Genomic DNA, 24,005 nt, shown 5'->3' with positions numbered 1-24,005 from the left:
GGTATCTTATTTTTTGCGATAATTTTTAAATAATGGTTGCAGACGATAGGGTGTATGCTTATAATGGATTTTGACGTATGAAACAGAATCCTAGGGTTAGGATACCAAGATTCAAAAAAACAATAGAAGCGTATGCTATTTGGAGGTACATTATATGGTATTTGAAAAAATTAAGGAAATCATAGTAGAGCAGTTGGGTGTGGATGAAGCCGATGTAACGATGAACACGCATCTTATGAAAGACCTAGAGGCGGATTCCCTCGATGCGGTCGAAATTATTATGGGAATTGAAGATGAATTTGAAATTGAGATTCCTGATGAAATGGCTGAGAAGTTTGAAAGTGTTGGTGATATCGTAAGATACGTAGAAGATAAAACAAATGAATAATATGGACGAATTTGGAAATATTATTTTTATGAAAGACATATGTGAGAGAAAATAAAATAAAGAAGCTGTTTTTTAAAAGAAAAATAGCTTCTTTTTTTAAAAATATATAGAATTCCTATTGACAACAGAGTATTCGTGTATTAAATTAATGTTAGCACTCGATAATGGTGAGTGCTAACAGAGTGAATAATGAATTAAAATACATAATTCGAAAGGAGAGTTTGTTAAAATGAACATCAAACCTTTAGGCGACAGAGTCGTAATTAAAAAATTAGAGGCTGAAGAAAAAACCAAAAGCGGTATTGTTCTTCCCGGTGCGGCAAAAGAACAGCCACAAATGGCAGAGGTTGTAGCAGTCGGTCCCGGCGGAGTAGTAGAGGGAAAAGAAGTAAAGATGGAAGTCAAAATTGGCGACCATGTTATTTTTTCCAAGTATGCAGGAACTGAAGTGAAATATGATAGTGTTGAATATACAATCGTTTCACAGCGTGACATTTTAGCAGTAGTAGAGTAATAGGGAAGGGGTGTAAAAAAATGGCGAAGGATATTAATTATGGCGAGAATGCCAGAAGAAAATTACAAGCTGGAGTTGATCAGCTTGCAGATACCGTTAAAATCACATTAGGGCCAAAGGGCAGAAACGTATTGATTGAGAAAAAATTTGGTTCTCCGTTAATTACGAATGACGGTGTGACTATTGCAAGAGAAATCGAACTGGAAGATGCTTTTGAAAATATGGGTGCGCAGCTTGTAAAAGAAGTTGCAACAAAGACCAATGATGTTGCGGGAGACGGTACAACAACTGCAACCTTGCTTGCACAGAGTATTATTCGTGAAGGCTTCAAGAATGTGGCAGCAGGTGCAAACCCTATGATTTTAAAGAAGGGAATTCAAGGCGCGGTTGATGTAGCTGTAGAGGAAATCAAGAAGATCTCCAAAAAGGTAGAATCCAAAGAATCCATTGCTCAGGTAGCTTCTGTTTCCGCAGCAGATGAAGAAATTGGAAGCCTGATTGCCGAAGCAATGGAAAAAGTCGGAAATGAAGGCGTAATTACCGTTGAAGAGTCAAAATCCATGGGAACGACGTTAGATGTCGTAGAAGGTATGCAATTTGACAGAGGTTATCTGTCTGCATATATGGTAACAGATACAGACAAAATGGAAGCAGTTGTTTCCAATCCATATATTTTAATCACAGATAAAAAAATCTCTAATATTCAGGAAATCCTTCCTATTCTAGAGCAAATTGTTCAGCAGGGAAGAAAGCTGATTATCATTGCAGAGGATGTAGAAGGTGAAGCACTTGCGACGATTGTTGTAAATAAATTAAGAGGAACCTTTGACTGTGTTGCGGTTAAAGCACCTGGATTTGGTGACAGAAGAAAAGAAATGCTGAAGGATATTGCGATCCTTACTGGTGGTCAGGTTATTTCTGAAGAGGTTGGTTACGACTTAAAAGAAGCAACCTTAGATATGCTGGGTACAGCGAATACCGTAAAAGTCAACAAAGATACGACTGTTATTGTAGACGGCGCAGGACAGCAGTCTGAAATTGAGTCCAGAGTGCATCAGATCAAGACTCAGATTGAAGAAGCAACCTCTGAGTTTGATAAAGAAAAACTACAAGAAAGACTTGCAAAATTATCCGGCGGTGTGGCAGTGATTCAGGTAGGTGCTGCAACTGAGACGGAACTAAAAGAGAAGAAGCTGAGAATTGAAGATGCCTTAAACGCTACGAGAGCTGCTGTTGAGGAAGGAATTGTATCCGGTGGAGGTACGGCATTTGTAAATGTAATACCTGCTGTTGGTGAATATGTGAATACTCTTTCCAGTGATGAAAAGACTGGTGCAGCAATTATCATGAGAGTGCTGGAAGAACCGGTTCGACAGATTGCGGAAAACGCAGGTCTTGAAGGATCTGTTATCATAGCAGAAGTAAAGAAAAACAAAGCTGGTGTTGGATTCAACGCAGCAACAGAACAGTATGTGGATATGATTGAAGCTGGAATTGTAGATCCGGCTAAGGTAACACGTTCTGCATTACAGAATGCAGCTTCCGTTTCTGCAATGCTCTTAACGACAGAAGCAGGGATTGTAGATATTAAGAAAGATGAACCTCCAATGCCTCCAATGGGTGGTGGAATGCCTGGAATGATGTAAGATCAGACTGACTAACGACAGGTTGTTGTTGACACAAAAAGAATCGATAAGCTTCGGTGTATTTTCTTTGCGCCGAAGCTTATTTTTTTGTAAAAAAAGATAGCAAAAACAGAGCCGCTTCGGATATAATAGAGTACATGATAATTTAAGGGAGGCAGACTATGAATACAGCAGCAGCGATGATACCAACTCAATTCGAACGAAAAAAAGCAGTTCTTTGTATGGCTATCTGTGCTACAATGTGGAGTATGGGGGGGATTTTCATTAAGATGATTCCCTGGAATGCATTGGCGATTGCAGGGATGAGAAGTGCGATTGCGGCAATTGTTATATATGCGTATATAAGAAAGAAAAAAATAAAGCTACGGTTTGTTAAGCCTGCTTTTTTCAGTGGCTTTTTTATGAGCGGAATTTATATAAGCTTCGTCATTGCAAATAAACTGACGACGGCAGCGAATGCCATCGTATTGCAGTTTACGTCACCGGTATTTATTCTAATCTTGTCAGCGGTTTTTTTGCATAGAAAAAGCAGAAAAGGAGATTTGATAACCGTAGCCGTAACACTGATTGGTATTTCTCTGTTCTTTTTCGACCAATTGACACCGGGTGGCATTTTAGGAAATTTTTTTGGGATGTTGGCCGGACTCATGGTGGCGTGTGCTTTTTTAGTAGTGGGTGAAGTGGATGAAGAAACCAGAATGACGGGAATTCTTTTCGGGCAGCTTTTTACTGCTATTGTCGGAGTGCCAACACTTTTTATTACCCATGCACAAATAACAACACCCGCTGTTCTCAGTATATTAGCTTTAGGCATTTTTCAACTGGGAATTCCGTATGTATTATTCGGCATAGCGATGAAAAGCTGCTCTGCCCTGGCTTGCAATCTGATTGGTGCCATTGAGCCGCTTTTAAATCCGGTATGGGTATTCTTGTTTAACGGGGAAGCGCCTGGATTTTATGCGTTGATTGGTGCTTTGATTGTAGTCGTTGCCATTACTTCTTGGTGTGTATGGAATGAAAAAGTGAGCCGGAAACAAGAGCAGGAATGTCAAAACATCCCTCTGGATTCTACAATAGTTGAAAAAACGATTTGAGTTTGTGTTTTTCCAAACTTTTGCAGACTTCCGACAAATGAATCTAATTTGGAAGGTGTAGAAAAACATACTTTGATTAACATGGAATAAGCACCTGCGACGTGATAGCATGCAACTACGTTCGGGCAGGCAGTAATAAATTTTGTAAAAGCTGTTTTTTCTTCCGGAGACATGGTAAGCTCAACAAAGGCAAGGATCGGATATCCTAGCTTTTCCGCATCGACGATGGCATGATAACCTTTTAGTATTCCATGCTTTTCAAGCTTTTCGATTCGTGCGGCTACGGCCGGCGGGGTGAGGAATACATGCTGCGATAATTGATTGAGAGATATGCGCGCATTCTTTTCTAATAGTGATACAATTTTTTTGTCAATGTCGTCCATCTGATCCTCCTGTTTGATAACATAACTCTATTATAGGTACTTTAAAAAATGAAGTAAAGTGCCTATTTTTTTTTGTTATAAAAATTGCAGGATATTCTATTCTTTAAATAACAAGGAAGAAGCTGTTCTCTATTTACCTAGTAAAATACTCGTGCTATTCTTTGGCTGAAATAAGAAATAAAGAACAAAAATAAAGTGAGAATATAGGAGGCAGAACAATGAAAATGAGAATAGAATCAGACTACATAGGAAAGATGGAAGTGCCGGAGGAAGCATATTACGGAGTGCAGGCTTTACGGGGACAAGAAAACTTTTTAATTACCGGAAGACCGATGCATCCGGCTTTGATTTCAGGAATGGCAATAGTCAAGAAAGCAGCAGCAATTACAAATGCACAGGCAGGACTGTTACCTAAAAATATTGCAGAGGCTGTTTTAGTCGCTTGTGATGAGGTGATAGAAGGGAAGCTGAGAGATCAGTTTATACTAGATGCTGTACAGGGGGGCGCCGGAACATCTGCAAATATGAATGCAAACGAGGTAATTGCAAATCGAGCAATTGAAATCTTAGGGGGAGAAAAAGGTGATTACACCATTGTACATCCAAACGACCATGTGAACATGGCACAGTCTACAAATGATGTGTATCCGACGGCCGGAAAGCTTGCGATTTTATCCTTACTGCCTAAAATTATGATTCAGCTGCGACGGCTTGAAGAGGCGCTTGAAAGGAAAGCTGTAGAATTTGATGATGTATTAAAGATGGGAAGGACGCAGCTGCAAGATGCAGTCCCTCTTCGGCTGGGGCAGTCCTTTCGTGCGTATAAGCACATGGTAAAAAGAGATATTGTACGCCTGGAGAAAGTGCAGGAAGAAATTAAGTGCCTGAACATAGGCGGAACAGCGATTGGAACAGCAATTAATGTTAGCCCATTCTATTTAAGCCATATCGTTGAGGAGATACGGAAGGTGAGCGGACTCGATGTCATACATGCAGAAGACTTGATCGATGCAACACAGAATTTAGATGGATTTGTGGCAGTTTCTTCTGCATTGAGAACCTGTGCGGTAAATTTATCTAAGATGTCAAATGATTTGCGTCTTTTGTCCAGTGGTCCGAAAACCGGAATTGGAGAAATCAACCTTCCACCAAGACAAAATGGATCTTCCATTATGCCGGGAAAAGTAAACCCAGTTATCCCTGAAGTTATTTCTCAGATGGCGTTTTTAGTCATTGGAAATGATATTACCATTACAATGGCGGCAGAAGCAGGGCAATTGGAGTTAAACGCATTTGAGCCCGTGCTCTTCTATAAGCTGTTTGAATCCATACAAGCACTGGAAGGTGCAGTGAAAACATTGACAGATCACTGCATATTGGGAATTACGGCAAACAGAGAACGCTGTGCAGAACTCCTCGAAAAAAGTGTGGGAGTCGTTACAGTCCTTTGTCCGTACATCGGTTATAAAAAAGCGGCAGAATTGGCAAAAGCTTCATTAAAAAATGAAATACCGGTGAGGGTTTTGGTACAGGAAGAAGGGATTTTAAAATCTGAAGAATTGGAACGAATTTTAAGCCCAACCAGTATGACTGGTGAGGCACTTCATGTTCAGGCACAATAAAAATCTAGACATTTTCATTTTAATATGCTTATAATGAAATAAGAGTTTGTATCAGGCGTAAAAGAGGTTGTTTATGGAACGGATTGCGGTAATTGCAAACAATAAAAAATATGCAAAGTATCTAACAGATAATCTGGAAACGTATTTTCGGGATAGAGCAGAATTTCATTATTATGGAACGAATGAGATTGAGGCGATGGAAACGATCCGTGAAAAATATATTGTCCTGTCAGCTTTTACAATTTTTCAACAGGTAAAGAAAAAAACAACAAAGGAAGCAAGGCTGATTATTGCAGATTTGACGTTAAATCGCAAATTTATTGATCGCCTTTATAAACTGCCAAAAGCGACTAAGGCATTGTTGGTTAATATCGATTACCGTTCATGTATGGAAGTGATCACAATGATATACAGTGCAGGCTTTAAAGATCTGGAATTGATTCCATTCTATGCGGGGTGTCAGTATGATAAATCGATTCGAGTTGCGATCACACCGGATGAAGAGCAGCTGGTTCCTGCTGAAATTACAACCGTAATTAATATAGGGCAGAGAGTGGTTGACTTGAGCTGCATTTGGGAAATTGCAGATTATCTGGGGATTACAGAGCCGTTTTCTTCTGAGGAAGCAGAGCATGCGAAAAAGGATATTATATCTTCCAATATCGGAATAAAGCGTGTTTTAGGTGAAAATGAAAGCCTTGCAGAGCAAATAAATGTACTTTTAAAATTGGTGCGGCAAGGATTTTTGGTTACAGATGTGAAGGGCAAAATCTATTTAAGCAATGATATGGCAAAGCAAATGCTGAGAAGTCGCACGGAAATCATTGAGGGATTTAATATCACAGAGGTTTTGCCTGAACTGCAAAATGCAAATACGCATCCCGGCGGGGAAGAACACAACGGAGATTTAATTAATGTAAATGGTGTGAATCTGATTGCTTCTGTGACGAAGATCATTTCTCATGATGAGATCAAAGGAAGCGTTATTATGCTGGACAATTTTTTGGAAGCAGAAAACAGGCAGCATAAAATTCGACGTAAGATTACGGGTTATGGACATATCGCAACATATACCTTTGATAATATTTTAGGAGAAAGTGAAATATTAGAAGAAGCGAAAAAAATTGCAATGCGCATGGCAAAGTCTGATTCTTCAATGATCTTGTATGGAGAAACCGGAACGGGTAAAGAGTTATTTGCGCAATCTGTGCACAATTATTCGAATCGTGCAGGATATTACTTTGTGGCGGTCAATTGTTCAGCACTGCCTGAAAATCTTTTGGAAAGTGAGCTGTATGGCTATGAGGAAGGTGCTTTTTCGGGAGCGAAAAAAGGCGGTAAAATCGGATTGTTTGAGCTGGCGCATCAAGGCACTTTATTTTTAGATGAAATCGGGGAACTCCCTTTATCACAGCAGGCAAAGCTTCTTCGTGCAATTGAAGAAAAAAAGATATTGCGTGTCGGTGGAATGAATTTGATTGATATTGACGTACGGGTTGTTGTGGCAACAAACCGAAATCTTTTAGAGATGGTGAATAATAAGGAATTTCGAAGTGATTTGTATTACCGTTTAAATGTACTTCCGGTATACATCCCCAGTTTAAAGGAGAGAGGAAATGATATTTTTCTGTTGTTCGATTCCTTTAAAAAAACACTTCATGCAGAATTCCAATTGTCTGCTGAAGCGAGGTCTGCTATGCTGTCTCATTCTTGGAACGGGAATGTTAGAGAATTAAAAAATAATGCAGAATATCTGGCGAATCTTGGGAAAAAGAAGATAGAGGCATCGGATTTACCATTTGCAGAGAAAGATAAGAATATAAATTGTTTTGGAACGGATTCAAAAAAAGATGCACATTTGATAAAAGAATTTTTGCAGATGAAAAAGGCCAGCCTGAATAAATATGGTTTGATTTTAGAAGAAATGGAACAAGCTTATCGACGTCGTGAGCGCATTGGACGATACAGTTTGCTGAAACGGGCAAACGATAAGAATGTATTTCTTACAGAGCAGGAAATCAGAGCGGCATTGTCTAAGCTTTGTGCGTATGGATTTGTCGTTTCCGGTAAAGGCCGAAAAGGAAGTGAGATTACAGAATTGGGAAAAATTCTTTTGAATCAGATAAAAGGAAGATAGCATATTATAGGGTCAATAGGTTGAATTAAAAAGCCAGTTGACCCTATATTTTTTTCTTTTAAAAACTCTAAACAACGTAGAAAAACAAATAAAAAGATGCAATTTAAGCGTAAAAACGGTATTTTTCAAGGTGAAAAGGCGCAAAGGTGAATGCACTAACAGATAATTTGGAAAATTAATTCTATTGGCATGGTCTTTGCTTAATATAAAAGTAATCGTATTTATTTTATTTTTAAAGGAGGTTTGTTTATGGATGCAGCTCAAGTAGTAGATTATGGAATGTTAGCACTCATACCGCCGATTCTTGCAATTGGATTGGCAATTTGGACGAAGAACATCATTGTTTCTTTATTTATTTCCATTATCGTAAGTACAACTATTTTAAATGGTTGGAATCCGATTGTTGGATTTACTTCAATGATTAAGGACTATATGTTTGTATCGTTGGAGGATTCGATGAATACACAGGCATTGTTTATGATGGTTATCATAGGTGGATTTGTGGCATTGCTCACGCAATCCGGAGGGGCGATGGCCTTTACTGATATGGTAACGAAAAAAGTAAACACACGTGCAAAATGCGAAGGCGGCATTTGGCTGGGCGGCTTGTTTGTCTGGTTTACAGATAATGGGAATTCTTTGATTGTAGGACCTATTTTTGAAGCGCTTGCGGAACGATTAAGGGTATCCAGAGAAAAATTTGCTTATATCTTAGATTGTACAACATCACCAATTTGTGCAATGATTCCGATTATCGGCTGGGGTGTTTATGCAATGAGCTTGATTGAGACCGAGTTAGAAGTAGCAGGTATTCATGAAGTGACCAGCTGGGATGTTTTTATGCAGGCAGTTCCACTTAATTTTTACGCAATACTAACTTTATTAATGGCAGGAATTATGGCATTTACTCAGTGGGATTATGGCCCAATGCTGCGTGCACAAAACCGTGCGATGAAGACGGGAGAGACCTTGCGGGCTGGCGGCACACCTATGCGCAGCGAAACAAAAAAGCTCGAGTTGCCAAAAGGTGTCACTCCTAAAATTTATACCATGATTGTGCCCTTAGTCGTTTTGTTGGTGGTTATGTTCTCCTACCTGACAGCAAAAGGATTGTGGTATACAAAGGTTGCGGGTACCGATATCCGTACTGCCATTGCGTCGGGATTCCTTTGTGCGACTTTAGTTTTGATTGCAATTTGTGTGAAAGAGAAGATTTATGATTTCAACAAATGCTTAAGTATTATTACCGGCGGAATGAGCAATATGATGTTCATGTGCGTTGTTTTAGTTTTGGCTTGGTCCTTATCGGGAGTAACAAAAGCCATTGGTACAGCAGCTTATCTGACCGAAATTTCTCAAGGTCTTTTGAATCCGGCACTCTTACCGTGCATTGTATTTGCAATTGGTGCGGTGATGTCGCTGGCAACCGGTACATCATGGGGAACGATGGCGATTCTAATGCCAATTGCGCTCCCTATGGCAATTACTTTCGGTGTTTCCTTACCGCTGATTTCTGCGGCAATCATCAGCGGAAGCTTATATGGGGATCATTGTTCTCCGATTTCAGATACCACTATTTTGGCTTCTATCGGGTCAGCGTGTGACCACATTGACCATTTTGAAACGCAAATACCATATGCTACAACCGTTGCGGTCATTTGTCTCGCAATGTTCTTAGTGGCCGGATGGAACCCAACGCCACTTATGACGTTGGTAGCTATTATTGTTTTGATAGCTGTAATCTTTACTTTGCATAAGATATACGTTAAAAAATATGGCCATGAGAAAGACCTTGTAAAAGCTTAAAAATAAGGATGCATAACTGATTAAAAACTGATATGAGAAAGAAGAATTTTTGGAGGAAAAAATGGAAAATCAAATAATTAACTTAGATGAATGCCTTGCACAAAAAAAGCCATTGCCGGATATTCAGGCAATTGACGGAGAACGTTGGTTTCCTATGGATACTACAATTACAGAGGATATGACAACTTATTGGGGTGGTGACTGGGGTTGTTCCTCTGAAGTTAATAAGCTTAGGGCAGTATTGATGAGAAGGCCTGGTAAAGAATTAGAAAATTTTGATTATAAAGAAGTTCGCTTCCGTGCGCCTGTTGATGCCGAAATATGCAGACAGCAGCATGATTTACTTGCGGACTATTACAGAAGCCACGGTGTAAAGGTATATTATGTAGAAGAGCAAAGAGAAGACCGTCCAAATGCAATCTTTGAACGGGATAACTTGTTTATGACTCCGGAGGGGGCGATTATTACTCGTCTTGCTATGCCGCTTCGCAGAGGAGAAGAACGATATACGGCGCAGACTGCTGCTAAGCTTGGAATTCCAATTGTAAAGACAATTGCCGGTGATGGTATCTTTGAAGGGGCGAATGCCGCATGGGTGGACCGCCATACCGTCATTCTTTCTTTGTCGAGCCGGGCGAATGCATCTGGATACCAGCAAATGGCGGATGAATTGCACCGACAGGGGGTAACGGATATTATTACAATGCAGATTCCTTACGGGCATGCACATGTCGATGGACTTTTGAATTTTGCAAGCAATGATACGGTAGTGCTGCATGCCTGCCAGGTACCTTATATGGTAGTAGACGCATTGAAGAAAAAGGGTTATCGCATTTTGGAAACACCGTCCTTAACCGAAACCAAGTATTGTTATGCAACAAACTTCGTTGCGATTGAACCGGGGCATGTTGTTATGAGCGTCGGCGCGCCAAGAACAGTAGAAATGATGGAAAAAGCAGGGATAAAGGTAGATGTCTTAGATCTTTCTGAACTAAATAAAGGAAGAGGATCGGTACATTGTATGACTGCCTTCTTAAAACGAGATGAAAAATAATTAGATAAAAAATACTTTTTAAAATGCAAAATTGAAATCCTTCTATTAAAAAGGGGCTGTAAAATAAGTCTCTGAATCAAGAATCGCCAGTCCCGGCAAATGTCGGTTCTAGCGATTCTTGATTTTACTTTTCAATATTTAGAGTGAATGTGACCTCTTTTAGCAAAAAAGGATGCATTTAATAAAAGCATCCGCATAATACCTTCATTTTTAAGCAGCTAACTTTATTCCCTGTTTTTTATTATGATATTTGTAAAGGTTAAAACCACAAGAAATCAGCGTAAGTTCAAGAATTACGTTTTTCGCACCTCTTCGGAATAATCTTTTATAAGACTTATCCCATTTTAGAATGCCAAATGTTCCTTCTGCTTGTATAGTACGGTTCATTCTTAAAAGTGCTCCATGTATAGATTCAAGGTTGGAAATCACCTCTTGATGAATAGAGGTCAATTCCTGATTCATTCGGATTGTTCTGTTAGCTGATGCTTTAGGACAACAATCATTTTTATGCTGGCAGTCTGCACATGATTCACATTCATAGATTTCTTCCATATTTGTTTTTATAGACATGCTTCCTGCTTTTAAAATGAAATTTTTTTCCGTTTGGACATATCAGATTTCCAGATCCATCCCGTTTAAAGTTTACTGCCCGATATGGATTCTCGTGATACTTTTTATCGGTTGTTTCTTTTTTGAACATGGTGAATTTCATGTATTTTTCCATCCCGTGTTCTTCGCAATAAAGATAGTTATTATAGGAGCCGTATCCTGCATCCGCAACTGGATACAAACTTTTATGCGTATAAAACGAGATTACATGGGAAATGACCAGCTCCTTCCATCATATAATCTCCAGACTGCTGTCTGTGTTGAGTATATTGCAGTAGTTGATATAAAACCATATGCATCAGACATGGAATGTTTCGTTCCTTTATTGGAGAAATTTAATAAATCCTACGGACATTATCCTAAATTTTAATCGTTCCAGATATCCTTGTAATTCTTGGTACTGTTTTTGTTGAATGCTTTTCCTGTGACCGCAGCCTGAAACAAACGTAGATTCATCCAGCCTTGTACCTTGCTTGTACTGTATCTGATATCATTTCTGCAGAGTTTTTCTATCTCTCGCAAAGATGAGATCCCGTGTTCCATAAAAGCAAAGGGTATCACTTTGAGGAGCTTCTGTTCATCACATCTTGGACGACCTGTTCTGTAGCCTTTCTCTACAAAATATTTTGATAAGTCGATGTGATCCATAACTGTCTTACAGTATAATTATCATTGGTGTTTTTATTTATTTGCATACTTAATTATACCAAAAAATCGCTCAAGCCTCACGGCCTGAGTGATTTTTCTTTTAAGGGAGTTTTTTTACAGCCTCATTTTGCGTTTAAAATGAAATATTTTGGATAGTTTTGTCGAAGGCCTAGCATTATATAAAATTGATAGTATAGTTATTGTATGGAAGGCCTTTTTCAATTTGTTGAATAGAAATTAGTGTAGAATAATTATATATATTTAGATGCATGATAGTTATTCTCATATTTTAGGAGGGATTTAAAGTGAAACTTAGAAAGTTAATACTATTACTTATTGTATTTATTTTGATTTTAGCACAAGTTTCTATATGCTTTGCAGCATCAAAAAGTGCAGAAGATAAAAACCATAAATTTATAGGCGGGTATAACCCTGATTTTGGAACTCAGATTTGGAATATTACAACAAAGTTAACTGTTGATTATAATAAATCTGGAACTAATAACAATTTGAAGCGCTATCAGATCTATGCGGCAGGAATGCCACATGTTCCAGAAATAGGTGAGGGTACTTATGATTTTCCAAAAGGAATAAAGACCTATAGCGGAGGTACTTTAATAGGGACTGATTACAGAAAGAATTTTTCATATTTTGATATAATATATGATCCAACCTCTACATATCCATATATGCATGGTGAAAAAAGTGTTTCTTATTCTGTGCCAACAAGCAAAACTGCTAAAGTAGAAGCTGAGTGCCAATTTAATATAAATGGTTGGACTCCTATATTAGGATCAAGTTGGTGGACTGAATTAAGTGTTTCAATTTAAAAGATATTAGGAGGGATGAATATGAAGAAATATCTAGTTTTTTGTTTGTCAATAATTATGATTGTGGGAACATCTGTTTTTGCATTTGCTGGAAACATTTCAGGATTGGACAACCATATAGATATGTTTAAGGAGGCAGAAGCCATTAAAATTGTTTTAAATTCGGATAAAGTAAATCCATCTTATAAGATAGCAGAGATATATGGCAGTCCAGTATATGAGGATGAGTTTATATTGCGGTATCGAAAAGCCGTAGCTTCACAAAGTAGTACTCCATATGAGGATGCGGTAGAAAGTCTTACAAAAATAAAGGTTGATAATAGTATTGCTGAAAACAACGGAATTCTACCAACAGAACAAGATGTAGAAAATTATACAAATGAGCAGAGAAAATTATATGAAAATGAAATTGATGCTGAAATGAAAGATTCTATTAAACATTTTATTGATCTTACGGGCATGTCAGAGGATGAGTATTGGGGAGTTTATAAATTGAAAGAGAACAAAGAATATTTGACTTGCATTAATGTTGAGTCTTACCTATATGATTCTAAAGTAATACAAGCATATACAAAGTCATCAAGTTTTGAGTTGATTGATGAAAACTTTAGTAAAGAGAATATAGACACTTATTTAAATTCAATAATTTAAGTGGTGAATCGCACAGAATTTTAATTAGATCTGTGCGATTCAAGTATTATCTAATAAAAATTTTAATAAGAAACCGTAAAGTAAAAGATAGATAAATGAAATTGTTTGTAAGGAGTATTTGGTGAAATATGAGTATTAGTAAACGCAAAAAAAGATATTCAATTTATTTTATAGGCATAATTATTGTTATTATTTTCGGTATCTATATGAATAATATGCAACAATCATTTTTTAACGAAAGTAATTTTGCTAAGTCCGGGTCCGATAGCGATATCAAACAACTTAAAAATGTTTTTTCCGAAGATTTAGAAGGAAACGAGCAGTTGGATTTACAAGTTGGAAATATTTATAAAAATATTAACCAGGATAAATCTGCGCGAGCGAAAAGAGTAATAGGCACCATTCAAAATAAAAAAGTAACAGCAAAGGAAATGGAACTAAGAGCTCTCCGCTTTCAATTAAAGGGGTCAGATAATCCTTATTTGGATGCATGGAATGATTTGAAACTGGAATTAGAGTCAAATCGGTTAGCAAAAAAGTATAAAATTGATGTAAAATCAGATGTAGAAGAGAATATGGCAAATGTAAAAGAGGGAATTGAGCAAGAAGAAACCTTAAAAGAGGCCTTCGAGAGACGGATAAAGAGATATGGAATGACAGAAGAAGATTACTGGAATCTTTGGTATTTTTTAAATGAAAAAACACTCATTCAATATCGGCTAGAGGAATACTTAGAAGAAAATAAATTGGGAGCAATTGATATAAATAATATTCCGAATAAGATAACGGATAAAGAATATGAGGATAAAATCAATGGAATTGAAATGAGCAAAAAGGGTGAAGCTCAATAAATTAAAAAATGCATTTTGAAATGACCGTTAAACGGCAAATCAAGTGCATTTTTTCTTTGTTTGACAGGGGTTAAATACCCTTGACAATCCCTCCGGCGTACGTAATGCTTTCTTTTGCTAAAACCAAAAGCGGATCGATAAAGCGTTCATCAAAGCTGTAATAGTCTGTTGCGGCGGATAATTCTGTACAGCCTAAGATAAATACGGAAGCACCCAGTTCCTCCATTTCTTTCACTGCTTCAAATAAGCCCTCGGTTCCGATGGTGAGGTTATTTTTTTTAATCCCCTCATAGATAAAATCCATAACTTTTTTTTGGTGAATAGAAGGCTTTACAAGCTTCATTCCGGCTTTTTCAAAATACTGATCGTAGATCCCGGATTGAGAGGTTCCGTCTGTTGCTAATAGACCGATGGTTTTTGCTGTACCAAATTTTGTTTTGATGTAATTCACCGTTAAATCCAGCATATTCAGAATGGGAACTTCTGAAATTTTTAATAAGTCACGATAGAAATAATGAGCGGTGTTGCATGGCATAATTAAAAAGTCTGCGCCTGCGGCTTCGAGACGTCTGATTGAATGTGTCATTTCGGGAATCGGGCTGCCACACCCTGTTAATATACATTTTGTGCGATCCGGAATCGCTGTATTACTGTCAATTATGATATGCAGCTGCTCTTGATCGGAGTCTGCCTTTGTATTGATTGTAATTTTCTTGTATAAATCAGCTGTTGCGAAAGGGCCCATGCCGCCTAAAATACCGATTGTTTTCATTTTTTGTCCCTCTTTTTTATTTTAATTTACTATTTTGACTTCCATAAAATAATTGTAACAAAAATAAAAAAATGTGCAAGATAGAATGCATGAACTTTCCCTTGATTGAAGCACTGCTATGATGTACAATAATATACTAAAGATTATGAAATGCATCGTAAGATATTGAATTTTAGAGAAAAGGGGATTAAAAAGGGTAAGATGAAGAGAAGAAAGAGAAAAAATAAAAATAAGAACTTATTATGGGTTGCTTTTCTGATTGTTTTGGCAACGATTTTTTTTACAAAAATAGTGGGAAACACATTGCTGAGTGATAAAAACAAGCCAGAGGCTTTGATTTCTTCTGAACAGTCGGAAAAGGAAGGGAAAAAAGAGCAGAAAGAGAAACCTGTTCAAGATGAAGAGTTGTTAATTCTAGTAAATAAGCAGCATGCAATTGATGAAACTTATGTACCGGATGACTTGACACCGATCAAATATTTTGCATCCGACCGCTCTGAGCAGGGACGCTATATGAGAAAGGAAGCCGCTGAGCATTTTCATCAGCTTGTCGAAGGGGCGAAGGAAAGCGGATTTGAGCTTGTTATGACGACGGCGTATCGTTCTTATGCATTTCAGAATACGCTTTACACAAACTATGTCAATCGTTATGGACAAGCTGAGGCAGATACTTTTAGTGCAAAACCAGGACAAAGCGAGCATCAGACTGGATTAGCAGTCGATGTATCCTCTCCGGTGGTTCAATACCGTCTGACAAGTGAATTGGGAGACACAGAAGAAGGAAAGTGGATGGCGGAGCATGGACATGAATATGGCTTTATTTTACGGTTTCCGCTCGGAAAAGAAGAAATTACGGGCTACCAGTATGAGCCGTGGCATTTGCGTTATGTTGGACAGCCTGCGGCAGATGAGATCTATGCACAGGGGATCACACTGGAAGAATATTTAGAAGAATAAGGGCAAGCCCCTATCTAATATAAAGCACAATAAATTTACGAATAAAAGAAGAATGGAGGAATCAAATGGCAATCTATTTTAATGAACCATCTCGTACCTTTAATGAATACTTGTTGGTACCGGGGTACTCTTCAACTGAGTGCAGACCGGAGAATGTAAGCTTAAAAACACCAGTTACTAAATTCAAGAAGGGTGAAACATCAAAGATTACAATGAACATTCCGTTGGTATCTGCAATTATGCAGTCTGTGTCGGATGACAAGATGGGAGTTGCGTTAGCCAAGGAAGGCGGAATTTCTTTTATTTATGCATCTCAGTCAATTGAGAGCGAAGTGGCTATGGTAAAAAAGGTTAAAAGTTATAAAGCAGGCTTTGTAACCAGCGATTCAAATATCCGCCCCGATCAGACACTGGCGGATATTTTGGCTTTGAAAGAAAAGAGCGGACACTCTACGATTGCAGTCACGGATGATGGTACGGCTGCTGGTAAGGTCGTTGGTTTGGTGACTAGCCGTGACTACCGTGTGAGCCGTATGGCTTTGGATGAGAAGGTTTGTAATTTTATGACACCGTTAGAAAGTCTTGTCTATGCAGAAGAGGGAGTGACTTTGTCTGAAGCGAATGATATGCTTTGGGAACATAAGTTGAATGCACTTCCGGTTATTGATAAAAACGGAAGACTGACGCACTTTGTATTTCGTAAGGACTATGATTCACATAAAGCAAATCCGAATGAGCTGTTAGATGAAGGAAAGAGCTATATTGTCGGTGCCGGAATCAATACACGTGACTATGAAGAACGGGTGCCTGCTTTGGTGGAGGCGGGAGCAGACATTCTCTGCATTGACTCTTCCGAGGGTTTTTCTGAATGGCAGGAAATTACTTTAAAATACATTCGAGAAAAATACGGAGATACGGTCAAGGTTGGTGCCGGAAACGTAGTGGATCGAGAAGGCTTCTTGTATTTAGTGAAGGCTGGCGCTGATTTTATTAAAGTCGGTATCGGTGGTGGTTCTATCTGCATTACACGTGAGCAGAAGGGCATTGGACGTGGACAGGCATCGGCTGTTATTGAAGTTGCAAAAGCAAGAGACGAATATTTTGAACAGACAGGAATCTATGTCCCGATTTGTTCAGACGGCGGCATTGTGTATGATTACCATATGACGTTAGCTTTGGCGATGGGAGCGGATTTCATTATGTTGGGAAGATATTTCTCCCGTTTCGATGAAAGTCCTACAAACAAGCTCAATATCAATGGAAATTATGTAAAAGAGTACTGGGGAGAAGGCTCTAACCGTGCAAGAAACTGGCAGCGTTATGATTTGGGCGGAGACGGAAAACTTTCTTTTGAAGAAGGCGTGGACTCCTATGTGCCTTATGCCGGTAATTTAAAGGACAATGTGACATTGTCGCTGAATAAGGTTCGTTCTACCATGTGCAATTGCGGTGCGGTATCCATTCCGGAACTGCAAAAAAGTGCGAAATTGACTTTGGTATCGGCGACCAGCATTGTAGAGGGTGGCGCACACGATGTCATTCTAAAGGACAGTTCGGCAAACCCTGTCAGATAAATTCAGCTGCCTTTAAAGGAGACGATGGGGAGTCATAGCTTTAGAGAGATCTTTATCGTAAAAAATCGGAAAGAAAGGGAAGGTATAGTGCTTATACATTATACGAGGAAATATAATGGAGTACCAAGGAATCTTAGTTGTTGATTTTGGCGGACAGTACAATCAGCTGATTGCCAGAAGAGTCAGAGAAGCGAATGTGTATTGTGAAATTGTTCATTACACGAAGCTGATGGAGCGCATTGAAAAGGAAACGCCAAAAGGTCTTATTTTCACCGGAGGGCCAAACAGTGTTTATCTGGAGAATGCACCGATGCTGCCTAAAGAGCTGTTTGAAAAAAACATTCCTATTTTGGGAATTTGTTACGGTGCACAGCTTATGGCACATGTCTTGGGCGGAAAAGTTGTAAGCCCGGATTTTAAAGAATACGGACGTGTAAAAATATACAGCGGAAGCAGAAATAATCCAACACAAAAGCATGAGAGCCTTTTATTCGATGGCATTGAAGCACAGACGCTTTGCTGGATGAGCCATACGGATTATATCGAGCAGGTACCGGAAGGCTTTACGGTTTCTTCCTACACGGATCATTGCCCGACTGCATCGATGGAAGATGTAAAAAAGAAGCTTTATGCAGTACAATTTCACCCGGAGGTGCATCATACACCGTTTGGACAGCAGCTTCTTAAAAATTTCTTATATAAGATTTGTGGATGCGAAGAGAATTGGACAATGTCCAGCTTTGCAAAACAGAAAATTAAAGAAATTAAAGAGATTGTAGGAGATAAGAAGGTGCTTTGCGCACTATCCGGCGGTGTGGATTCTTCGGTTGCAGCGGTCTTGGTTCACGAAGCAATTGGTGATAATTTGACCTGTATTTTTGTAGACCACGGTCTTCTCAGAAAAGACGAAGGCGATCAGGTGATGGAAGTTTACGGAAAGCAGTTCAAGATGAAAATTAAGCGTGTGAATGCACAGGAGCGTTTTTTATCCAAGCTGGCAGGCGTAAGTGATCCGGAGAAAAAAAGAAAAATCATTGGCGCAGAATTTATCAATGTGTTTGATGAAGAATCAACAAAGCTCTACGAAGAGGAAGGCGGAATTGATTTTCTTCTGCAAGGGACCATTTATCCCGATGTGGTTGAAAGCGGTGCCGGAGATGCGGCAGTCATCAAGAGCCATCACAATGTAGGCGGACTTCCGGAAAATATGAAGCTGGAGCTTTTAGAACCGCTTCGCCTTTTATTTAAAGACGAAGTGCGAGCTGTGGGAGAAGAGCTTGGCATTGCGCATGAACTGGTTTGGAGACAGCCGTTCCCAGGGCCGGGACTTGCCATTCGCTGCTTAGGCGAAATCACCGACGAGAAACTCCACATCATTCGCGAATCCGATGCGATTTTGAGAGATGAAGTAGCAAAGGCAGGACTTACGGAATCCATTTGGCAGTATTTCACCGTACTTCCGAATATCCGCAGCGTCGGCGTAATGGGAGATTTCAGAACCTATGATTATACCGTCGGCATCCGTGCGGTAACTTCCGTTGACGGAATGACCTCAGACTGGGCACGTATTCCATACGAGGTACTGGAAGTAATCAGTAACCGCATTGTGAACGAAGTAAAAGGCGTAAACCGTATCGTGTATGATATTACGAGTAAACCACCTTCAACGATTGAATGGGAATAAAGAAAATAAACCCCGAAAGCCTTGTAAATACAGGGGTTTTGGGGTGTTTTTATATCTTTAAGTAAAAATAAGTACAATATCAAAGGAAAATAAGAGCAACTAGTCTAAATAAATTGGATAGTTGCTCTTATTTTTGGCTGCGTATTTGCTACTCTTTTGCAGATAAGTTAATTATGTGACTTAAAAAGTTTTCTTGTGATATGTACATCTCCTCTGCTTGTTGCTGAACTTCTTGTAAATTCAAAATGGTTTCTGTAATTTTGTTAAACAATAAAAAATACATTTCTTTGTAATCCGTCATAGTATTTACTCCTTTTGACATTTGGTGAGTGTCATATTATTTATGAGTCTACCATACAATAAATATATTGACAAGCAGTAGATGTCAATACGGGGGTGTGAAATGTACAAGAATAAAAATGAAGATGGTTCGTTAAACCTTTGTGGCAGTAAAATCAAAAAATTAAGACAAGCGTTAATTCCTTCTGTATCGCAGAGAATGTTGGCGGATCAGCTTCAACTAATTGGCATAGACTTGGATAAGAATGCCATCCAGAAGATAGAGAGTGGCAAACGCTTTGTAACCGACATTGAAATAGTTGCTTTTGCCAAGATATTTAATACTACAACTGATGAATTATTAAGATAGGCTCTATGGCAATTATCTTGACTCCAATTTAACTTCAATATTTGCCCGATAAAAAACAAGAATAATTACAAATATAAATAGCATGATTAATCTAAAGTACACAAAAACATATATTAAAAGTATTATAGAATGGAATCGTAACCATCAATTCCACAGAGCCTGAAATATAGGTGCTGTGGAATTTTTTTATTGTCTGTGAGGCTGGCTGTCATCATTCATGTTTCATTTTTAGTTTTAAGGCTTTTCATACGTGAAATTTTAAGTATACTAGATAGTGCATATTATGATATTTTAATATATAATGCAGCAAGCACATCGTTAAAGTGGAGAAAGTTAACGCTCTTAAATTTTTATATTCCGGAATAAGTCGTTTAAAGCATTTTTAATAGCATGAGGGAGTTGAAGTACGTGGAAGCAGTATATTTGCAAAATTATCTTGTTGAAAACTATATACTGATTGCAATGGTAGTGGGGACATATTTTGTTGTTTCCATGAAATCGGCAGTCGATTTATTAATAAAAAAACGAATGGTTATCAATATGACTCTGCTTTTGATTCTGTCTATCGCTGAGTTTTATATGAATTATCTTAAAGAACAAGCGATAGGGGGATTGCCGCTCATTATAACAGGTATAACCTATTATGCGCTAAAGCCTTTGATTATGGCCGCAGTCATAAGTATGGTGGAACCAAAAAATAAATTAATCTATATTCCCGCCATTGTGAATTTCCTTTTTTACTGTGCGGCCTTTTTTAAGAATAGTGTGTTTTATTTCGGAGTGGGAGGAAGACTTGAGCTTGGACTTATGGGATATGCTTTTATTGTTACAGACTGGGTATATTGGGTGATATTCCTTCTTATATTGAATATGAAATTTTACAGAAAAGCAGATGTAAACCCTCTTGGAGTCTTCTTCTGTATAGCGTGGCTGATGACTGCAAATATAATGGAATCGATGGGGATACGAACGGGGATCTTGATCGAAACGTATGCCGTAGCTTTTTTGTTTTATTACCTTGTAATCCATGTATATATATCACAACAGGTGAATGAGGAAAAGGAAATCAAGCTGAGGGAGCAAAGAGTATCATTGATGCTCTCGCAGATACAGCCTCACTTCTTATATAATACATTGAATACGATCACTGCACTTTGTCGGGCAAATCCGAAGCTTGCAGAGGAAACGACGATAAAATTTTCCAAATATCTCAGAGAAAACATGTATAGCATGGGTGAAAATGACACACATCCTTTTTCTCAAGAACTGGACCATACAAATATTTATCTCGATATAGAAAAATTAAGGTTTGGAGATCGGGTAAAGGTAGAATATGATATAAAATCAAATGATTTTAATATGCCAATTTTGACGTTGCAGCCAATTGTGGAAAATGCAGTCAAGCACGGAATCTGTAAAAAGCTTGACGGAGGAACAATAAAAATTTCTACAGAGAAAAAGGGAAGGGATCACATTATAACAATTGCAGATAATGGAATCGGTTTTGAATTAGATAAAGCATTAAATGATGGAAATCCTCATGTTGGCATACAGAATGTAAATGAACGGCTAAAAAGCACCGTCAAGGCAGAAATGGAAATTACAAGTCTCATAGGAATTGGAACGACTGTAAAAATTATCATTCCTGGGGAAAGAAAAAATATAAGGCTAGAAAGTGGGGAACGACGTGAAATACTTAGTATTGGACGATGAAATCATTGCAGCAGAGTATCTTGCAGCGTTGATATGTGAAGTTGATGAAAAAGCAGAAGTTGTAACGGCAAATAATCCGATACAGTCATTGAAACTTGCCAAACAGCAGCCATTTCATGTGTGCTTTATTGATATACAAATGCCAGGATTAAATGGCATAGAGTTCGCAAGCAAACTTAAGAAATTGTACCCGAAGACGAACTTCATATTTGTGACTGGCTATTCGGATTATATGGGGGAGGCATTCGGATTGGACGCCAGTGATTATATCATGAAGCCTGCAAATGTGAAGCAGATACGCCATGCACTTGAAAATCTTAGATATGTATCTCAACAAAATTTGGAACAAAAAGGAAAACAGAGGATACAGATTACTTGCTTTGGAAATTTTGAGATATTGATAGATGGAAAGCCTGTAAAATTTAAGTTTGACAAGACAAAGGAGCTTCTGGCATATCTTGTTCATAGAAAAGGGACAAGATGTACTTCAAAGGAAGTCATTGCAAGTCTATGGGAGGAAGATGGGCATGATTCATACTACAGAATGCTGAAAAAAGATTTGCAGGATGTATTAAACCAGCTTGGCTGTGGAGAAATAATATATAGTGAGAGAGGACAGATTGGACTCTCAAACTTAGAATGTATCCAGTGCGACTATTTTAAATGGGTAGAAAACAGCATAGAGGGCAGAATGCTCTACCATGGAGAGTATATGGCACAGTATTCTTGGGCCGAAGAAGTGAATGCGCTCATTGAAATGGAGAAATATCTAAAATAATTTTAAAATATGTAAAAAAAATGTCTAATATTGATATTTATTGACACTTCCTTGACGGAGAAAATATTATGATGCAATTGTAATTTTATAAATCATTATATTTTCGGAGGTGTTTTTATGAGAGAAAAAAACAAAACAGCCAGATTGCCTAACAAAGTGGAAGCTCTTATTCCAATTGTTTTTCTTCTGACTGTAATGATTACAAACTATGCACTTGGATGGGGACAGGACCCTCATATTCCTGTTACTCTTGCATGTGGAGTAGCTATGATTATTGGAAAATTGTGTGGCTACAACTACAAGGAAATGCTTGCTGCAGGTCTTGAAGCGGTGAACCAGTCCCTTGAAGCAATCATTATCATTCTTCTTGTGGGCTGCCTGATTGGCTCATTTACTGCATGCGGAACGATCCCGGCGGTAGTCTATTATGGATTGAAGCTGTTTACACCGGCTGTATTTCTTCCATTTGTAACAATACTTTGTGCTGCTGTAGGAATTGCACTCGGATCTGCATGGACAGTAACAGCAACGCTTGGTATTGCATTTATGGCGATTGGTACAACGATGGGGCTGAATCCCGCACTGATTGCAGGTGCGATTATTTCAGGTGCATGTTGCGGAGATAAATTCTCACCACTTTCAGACTCAACAAATCTGGCTGCCGGTTCTGCACAGACTGGACTTTTTGATCATGTAGGAGCTATGGTAACTACGACTTTCCCAAGTTTAGTTATTGCAACATGTATCTTTGCATTTTTCTCACTTTCAAAAGTTCAGAACTATGATTCTACTCTTGCAAATGAGTTATCAAATGCAATTATTGAGCATTATACATATATGAGTCCGATTCTTCTGATTCCTATTTTACTGATTATAGTAGTAGCAGTAATCAAGATGCCGGCGATTCCTTCTGTTGTACTTCTTTCTTTACTTGGATGTGCATTTGCTTCAATTTTTCAAGGCGCAGGAATTTCTGACTGTATTACAATGTTACACTATGGATATGAAGCGGAATCACAAAACGCATTGTTTACAAAACTTGTAAACAGAGGTGGTATGAATAGTATGCTTTGGACGAACAACCTTGTAATCGTTGCGGTTGCTTTTGGTGGTATCCTTCAGAAGATTGGTTCAGTGGAATCCCTTTTGGGCGGACTGATCAAGAAGGTTAAGACTCCATTCCAGTTAATCGTTGTTACCATCCTGACTTCAATGTTCTGTATTACAACGATGTGTGACCAGTATTTAGGATTAATCATTCCATCATCAATGTATAAGAAAAACTTTGATGAAATGGGACTGGGCAGAAACATGCTGTCAAGATCACTGGAAGACGGTGGTACTTTATGGTCGCCGCTTATCCCTTGGTCATCCTGCGGTGCATACCATGCAGCAGTACTTGGCGTTCCGACACTGTCATACCTGCCATATTGCTTCATGAATATCATCAACCCTATTTATGCGATTGTCACAGCAAGCTGGGGTGGAAATATTCTATATGCCGATGGATCGAGAACGAATCTGTTTGGTAGACTGAAAAAGGGCCATGGACCTGCTGATGCACCGGAAGAAGCACATGAAATAGCGATGAAGGCACTTGCGGAAAGGAGAACTGCCGGAATATATAAGAGCCTATAGAAATAAA

At 38.5% G+C, this 24,005-nt stretch carries 23 protein-coding genes; 18 read left to right on the top strand and 5 right to left on the bottom strand.

Going from position 1 to position 24,005, the window contains the following annotated elements; translation table 11 throughout:
• Positions 1-154 precede the first annotated feature (154 nt).
• The 4 genes from acpP to U5921_RS04570 all read left to right on the top strand — a co-directional run bounded on the left by acpP (position 155) and on the right by U5921_RS04570 (position 3,642).
• Positions 155-388, top strand: coding sequence for an acyl carrier protein (gene acpP / locus U5921_RS04585; protein ID WP_324825290.1), 234 nt, complete (start codon positions 155-157; stop codon positions 386-388).
• A 229-nt stretch (positions 389-617) separates the two neighbouring features.
• On the top strand, positions 618-902 hold the full coding sequence (gene groES / locus U5921_RS04580; RefSeq protein WP_324825289.1) for a co-chaperone GroES: 285 nt from the start codon (positions 618-620) through the stop codon (positions 900-902).
• Positions 903-922: 20 nt separating this feature from the next.
• Positions 923-2,548 (top strand): chaperonin GroEL, encoded by a 1,626-nt coding sequence (gene groL, locus U5921_RS04575; RefSeq protein ID WP_324825288.1) that lies wholly within the window; start codon positions 923-925, stop codon positions 2,546-2,548.
• Between the two features lie 161 nt (positions 2,549-2,709).
• Entirely contained in the window at positions 2,710-3,642 is a 933-nt protein-coding gene (locus tag U5921_RS04570; RefSeq protein WP_324825287.1) for a DMT family transporter, read from the top strand.
• On the opposite strand, the gene U5921_RS04565 is transcribed toward U5921_RS04570, so the two are convergent.
• The gene (locus U5921_RS04565) at positions 3,597-4,025 is read right to left on the bottom strand and encodes an Lrp/AsnC family transcriptional regulator (protein WP_324825286.1); all 429 of its coding nucleotides are present in this window, start codon (positions 4,023-4,025) and stop codon (positions 3,597-3,599) included. The genes U5921_RS04570 and U5921_RS04565 overlap by 46 nt on opposite strands.
• Positions 4,026-4,243: 218 nt before the next feature.
• On the opposite strand from U5921_RS04565, the gene U5921_RS04560 reads away from it, so the two are divergent.
• The 4 genes from U5921_RS04560 to U5921_RS04545 all read left to right on the top strand — a co-directional run bounded on the left by U5921_RS04560 (position 4,244) and on the right by U5921_RS04545 (position 10,644).
• The gene (locus U5921_RS04560; RefSeq protein WP_324825285.1) at positions 4,244-5,647 is read left to right on the top strand and encodes an aspartate ammonia-lyase; all 1,404 of its coding nucleotides are present in this window, start codon (positions 4,244-4,246) and stop codon (positions 5,645-5,647) included.
• 73 nt (positions 5,648-5,720) lie between these two features.
• A complete protein-coding gene (locus U5921_RS04555) occupies positions 5,721-7,784 on the top strand; it encodes a sigma-54 interaction domain-containing protein (RefSeq protein ID WP_324825284.1) in 2,064 nt (687 codons plus the stop codon).
• A gap of 249 nt (positions 7,785-8,033) precedes the next feature.
• Positions 8,034-9,590 (top strand): Na+/H+ antiporter NhaC family protein, encoded by a 1,557-nt coding sequence (locus tag U5921_RS04550; RefSeq protein ID WP_324825283.1) that lies wholly within the window; start codon positions 8,034-8,036, stop codon positions 9,588-9,590.
• A 61-nt stretch (positions 9,591-9,651) separates the two neighbouring features.
• Positions 9,652-10,644 carry a dimethylarginine dimethylaminohydrolase family protein gene (locus U5921_RS04545; RefSeq protein ID WP_324825282.1) on the top strand — a complete coding sequence of 331 codons (993 nt, stop codon included), beginning with the start codon at positions 9,652-9,654 and terminating at the stop codon, positions 10,642-10,644.
• A gap of 210 nt (positions 10,645-10,854) precedes the next feature.
• On the opposite strand, the gene U5921_RS04540 is transcribed toward U5921_RS04545, so the two are convergent.
• Both U5921_RS04540 and U5921_RS04530 read right to left on the bottom strand, forming a co-directional pair.
• Positions 10,855-11,214 (bottom strand): transposase, encoded by a 360-nt coding sequence (locus tag U5921_RS04540; protein WP_324825281.1) that lies wholly within the window; start codon positions 11,212-11,214, stop codon positions 10,855-10,857.
• Between the two features lie 405 nt (positions 11,215-11,619).
• Positions 11,620-11,901 carry a hypothetical protein gene (locus U5921_RS04530; protein ID WP_324825280.1) on the bottom strand — a complete coding sequence of 94 codons (282 nt, stop codon included), beginning with the start codon at positions 11,899-11,901 and terminating at the stop codon, positions 11,620-11,622.
• Between the two features lie 305 nt (positions 11,902-12,206).
• Between U5921_RS04530 and U5921_RS04525 the strand changes: the two genes are divergently transcribed.
• The 3 genes from U5921_RS04525 (at position 12,207) to U5921_RS04515 (ending at position 14,233) form a co-directional block, all read left to right on the top strand.
• Positions 12,207-12,731 (top strand): hypothetical protein, encoded by a 525-nt coding sequence (locus tag U5921_RS04525; protein ID WP_324825279.1) that lies wholly within the window; start codon positions 12,207-12,209, stop codon positions 12,729-12,731.
• Between the two features lie 21 nt (positions 12,732-12,752).
• Complete coding sequence (locus tag U5921_RS04520; RefSeq protein WP_324825278.1) at positions 12,753-13,382, top strand: hypothetical protein; 630 nt, start codon at positions 12,753-12,755, stop codon at positions 13,380-13,382.
• A 128-nt stretch (positions 13,383-13,510) separates the two neighbouring features.
• Positions 13,511-14,233 (top strand): hypothetical protein, encoded by a 723-nt coding sequence (locus tag U5921_RS04515; protein ID WP_324825277.1) that lies wholly within the window; start codon positions 13,511-13,513, stop codon positions 14,231-14,233.
• A gap of 70 nt (positions 14,234-14,303) precedes the next feature.
• Here U5921_RS04515 and U5921_RS04510 read toward each other — a convergent pair whose 3' ends face one another.
• Positions 14,304-15,005, bottom strand: a complete 702-nt coding sequence (locus U5921_RS04510) for an aspartate/glutamate racemase family protein (RefSeq protein WP_324825276.1) — start codon at positions 15,003-15,005, stop codon at positions 14,304-14,306.
• A 150-nt stretch (positions 15,006-15,155) separates the two neighbouring features.
• Here U5921_RS04510 and U5921_RS04505 point away from each other — a divergent pair, with 150 nt between their 5' ends.
• The 3 genes from U5921_RS04505 to guaA all read left to right on the top strand — a co-directional run bounded on the left by U5921_RS04505 (position 15,156) and on the right by guaA (position 19,220).
• Positions 15,156-15,962 carry a M15 family metallopeptidase gene (locus U5921_RS04505; RefSeq protein WP_417765038.1) on the top strand — a complete coding sequence of 269 codons (807 nt, stop codon included), beginning with the start codon at positions 15,156-15,158 and terminating at the stop codon, positions 15,960-15,962.
• A 65-nt stretch (positions 15,963-16,027) separates the two neighbouring features.
• Positions 16,028-17,536: an IMP dehydrogenase gene (locus U5921_RS04500; protein WP_324825274.1), complete on the top strand. Its 1,509-nt coding sequence runs from the start codon at positions 16,028-16,030 to the stop codon at positions 17,534-17,536.
• A gap of 115 nt (positions 17,537-17,651) precedes the next feature.
• Positions 17,652-19,220, top strand: a complete 1,569-nt coding sequence (gene guaA / locus U5921_RS04495; RefSeq protein ID WP_324825273.1) for a glutamine-hydrolyzing GMP synthase — start codon at positions 17,652-17,654, stop codon at positions 19,218-19,220.
• A 148-nt stretch (positions 19,221-19,368) separates the two neighbouring features.
• On the opposite strand, the gene U5921_RS04490 is transcribed toward guaA, so the two are convergent.
• The gene (locus U5921_RS04490) at positions 19,369-19,521 is read right to left on the bottom strand and encodes a hypothetical protein (RefSeq protein WP_324825272.1); all 153 of its coding nucleotides are present in this window, start codon (positions 19,519-19,521) and stop codon (positions 19,369-19,371) included.
• 102 nt (positions 19,522-19,623) lie between these two features.
• Here U5921_RS04490 and U5921_RS04485 point away from each other — a divergent pair, with 102 nt between their 5' ends.
• The 4 genes from U5921_RS04485 to nhaC all read left to right on the top strand — a co-directional run bounded on the left by U5921_RS04485 (position 19,624) and on the right by nhaC (position 23,998).
• Entirely contained in the window at positions 19,624-19,869 is a 246-nt protein-coding gene (locus U5921_RS04485) for a helix-turn-helix transcriptional regulator (protein WP_324825271.1), read from the top strand.
• A 408-nt stretch (positions 19,870-20,277) separates the two neighbouring features.
• Positions 20,278-21,582, top strand: a complete 1,305-nt coding sequence (locus tag U5921_RS04480; protein WP_324825270.1) for a sensor histidine kinase — start codon at positions 20,278-20,280, stop codon at positions 21,580-21,582.
• Complete coding sequence (locus U5921_RS04475; protein ID WP_324825269.1) at positions 21,557-22,360, top strand: response regulator; 804 nt, start codon at positions 21,557-21,559, stop codon at positions 22,358-22,360. The genes U5921_RS04480 and U5921_RS04475 overlap by 26 nt, the downstream gene beginning before the upstream one ends.
• 117 nt (positions 22,361-22,477) lie before the next feature.
• Positions 22,478-23,998: a Na+/H+ antiporter NhaC gene (gene nhaC / locus U5921_RS04470; RefSeq protein ID WP_324825268.1), complete on the top strand. Its 1,521-nt coding sequence runs from the start codon at positions 22,478-22,480 to the stop codon at positions 23,996-23,998.
• Positions 23,999-24,005 lie beyond the last annotated feature (7 nt).

Origin of the sequence: Sinanaerobacter sp. ZZT-01, assembly GCF_035621135.1 — a bacterium.
In the GTDB taxonomy this organism is placed as follows: Bacteria; Bacillota; Clostridia; order Peptostreptococcales; family Anaerovoracaceae; genus IOR16.
The sequence above is the reverse complement of the archived record's forward strand: the minus strand, read 5'-3'. Positions and strand labels throughout refer to the sequence as shown.

What these genes read in the sequence shown, in the direction of transcription:
- U5921_RS04570 (WP_324825287.1), top strand. Translation starts at nt 2,710, where the DNA reads ATGAATACAGCAGCAGCGATGATACCAACTCAATTCGAACGAAAAAAA.
- U5921_RS04485 (WP_324825271.1), top strand. Translation starts at nt 19,624, where the DNA reads ATGTACAAGAATAAAAATGAAGATGGTTCGTTAAACCTTTGTGGCAGT.
- U5921_RS04540 (WP_324825281.1), bottom strand. Translation starts at nt 11,214, where the DNA reads ATGTCTATAAAAACAAATATGGAAGAAATCTATGAATGTGAATCATGT.
- U5921_RS04510 (WP_324825276.1), bottom strand. Translation starts at nt 15,005, where the DNA reads ATGAAAACAATCGGTATTTTAGGCGGCATGGGCCCTTTCGCAACAGCT.
- U5921_RS04560 (WP_324825285.1), top strand. Translation starts at nt 4,244, where the DNA reads ATGAAAATGAGAATAGAATCAGACTACATAGGAAAGATGGAAGTGCCG.
- U5921_RS04550 (WP_324825283.1), top strand. Translation starts at nt 8,034, where the DNA reads ATGGATGCAGCTCAAGTAGTAGATTATGGAATGTTAGCACTCATACCG.
- U5921_RS04505 (WP_417765038.1), top strand. Translation starts at nt 15,156, where the DNA reads ATGCATCGTAAGATATTGAATTTTAGAGAAAAGGGGATTAAAAAGGGT.
- U5921_RS04530 (WP_324825280.1), bottom strand. Translation starts at nt 11,901, where the DNA reads ATGGATCACATCGACTTATCAAAATATTTTGTAGAGAAAGGCTACAGA.
- groES (WP_324825289.1), top strand. Translation starts at nt 618, where the DNA reads ATGAACATCAAACCTTTAGGCGACAGAGTCGTAATTAAAAAATTAGAG.
- U5921_RS04555 (WP_324825284.1), top strand. Translation starts at nt 5,721, where the DNA reads ATGGAACGGATTGCGGTAATTGCAAACAATAAAAAATATGCAAAGTAT.
- U5921_RS04500 (WP_324825274.1), top strand. Translation starts at nt 16,028, where the DNA reads ATGGCAATCTATTTTAATGAACCATCTCGTACCTTTAATGAATACTTG.
- U5921_RS04545 (WP_324825282.1), top strand. Translation starts at nt 9,652, where the DNA reads ATGGAAAATCAAATAATTAACTTAGATGAATGCCTTGCACAAAAAAAG.
- U5921_RS04490 (WP_324825272.1), bottom strand. Translation starts at nt 19,521, where the DNA reads ATGACGGATTACAAAGAAATGTATTTTTTATTGTTTAACAAAATTACA.
- U5921_RS04515 (WP_324825277.1), top strand. Translation starts at nt 13,511, where the DNA reads ATGAGTATTAGTAAACGCAAAAAAAGATATTCAATTTATTTTATAGGC.
- nhaC (WP_324825268.1), top strand. Translation starts at nt 22,478, where the DNA reads ATGAGAGAAAAAAACAAAACAGCCAGATTGCCTAACAAAGTGGAAGCT.
- U5921_RS04565 (WP_324825286.1), bottom strand. Translation starts at nt 4,025, where the DNA reads ATGGACGACATTGACAAAAAAATTGTATCACTATTAGAAAAGAATGCG.
- guaA (WP_324825273.1), top strand. Translation starts at nt 17,652, where the DNA reads ATGGAGTACCAAGGAATCTTAGTTGTTGATTTTGGCGGACAGTACAAT.
- U5921_RS04520 (WP_324825278.1), top strand. Translation starts at nt 12,753, where the DNA reads ATGAAGAAATATCTAGTTTTTTGTTTGTCAATAATTATGATTGTGGGA.
- acpP (WP_324825290.1), top strand. Translation starts at nt 155, where the DNA reads ATGGTATTTGAAAAAATTAAGGAAATCATAGTAGAGCAGTTGGGTGTG.
- groL (WP_324825288.1), top strand. Translation starts at nt 923, where the DNA reads ATGGCGAAGGATATTAATTATGGCGAGAATGCCAGAAGAAAATTACAA.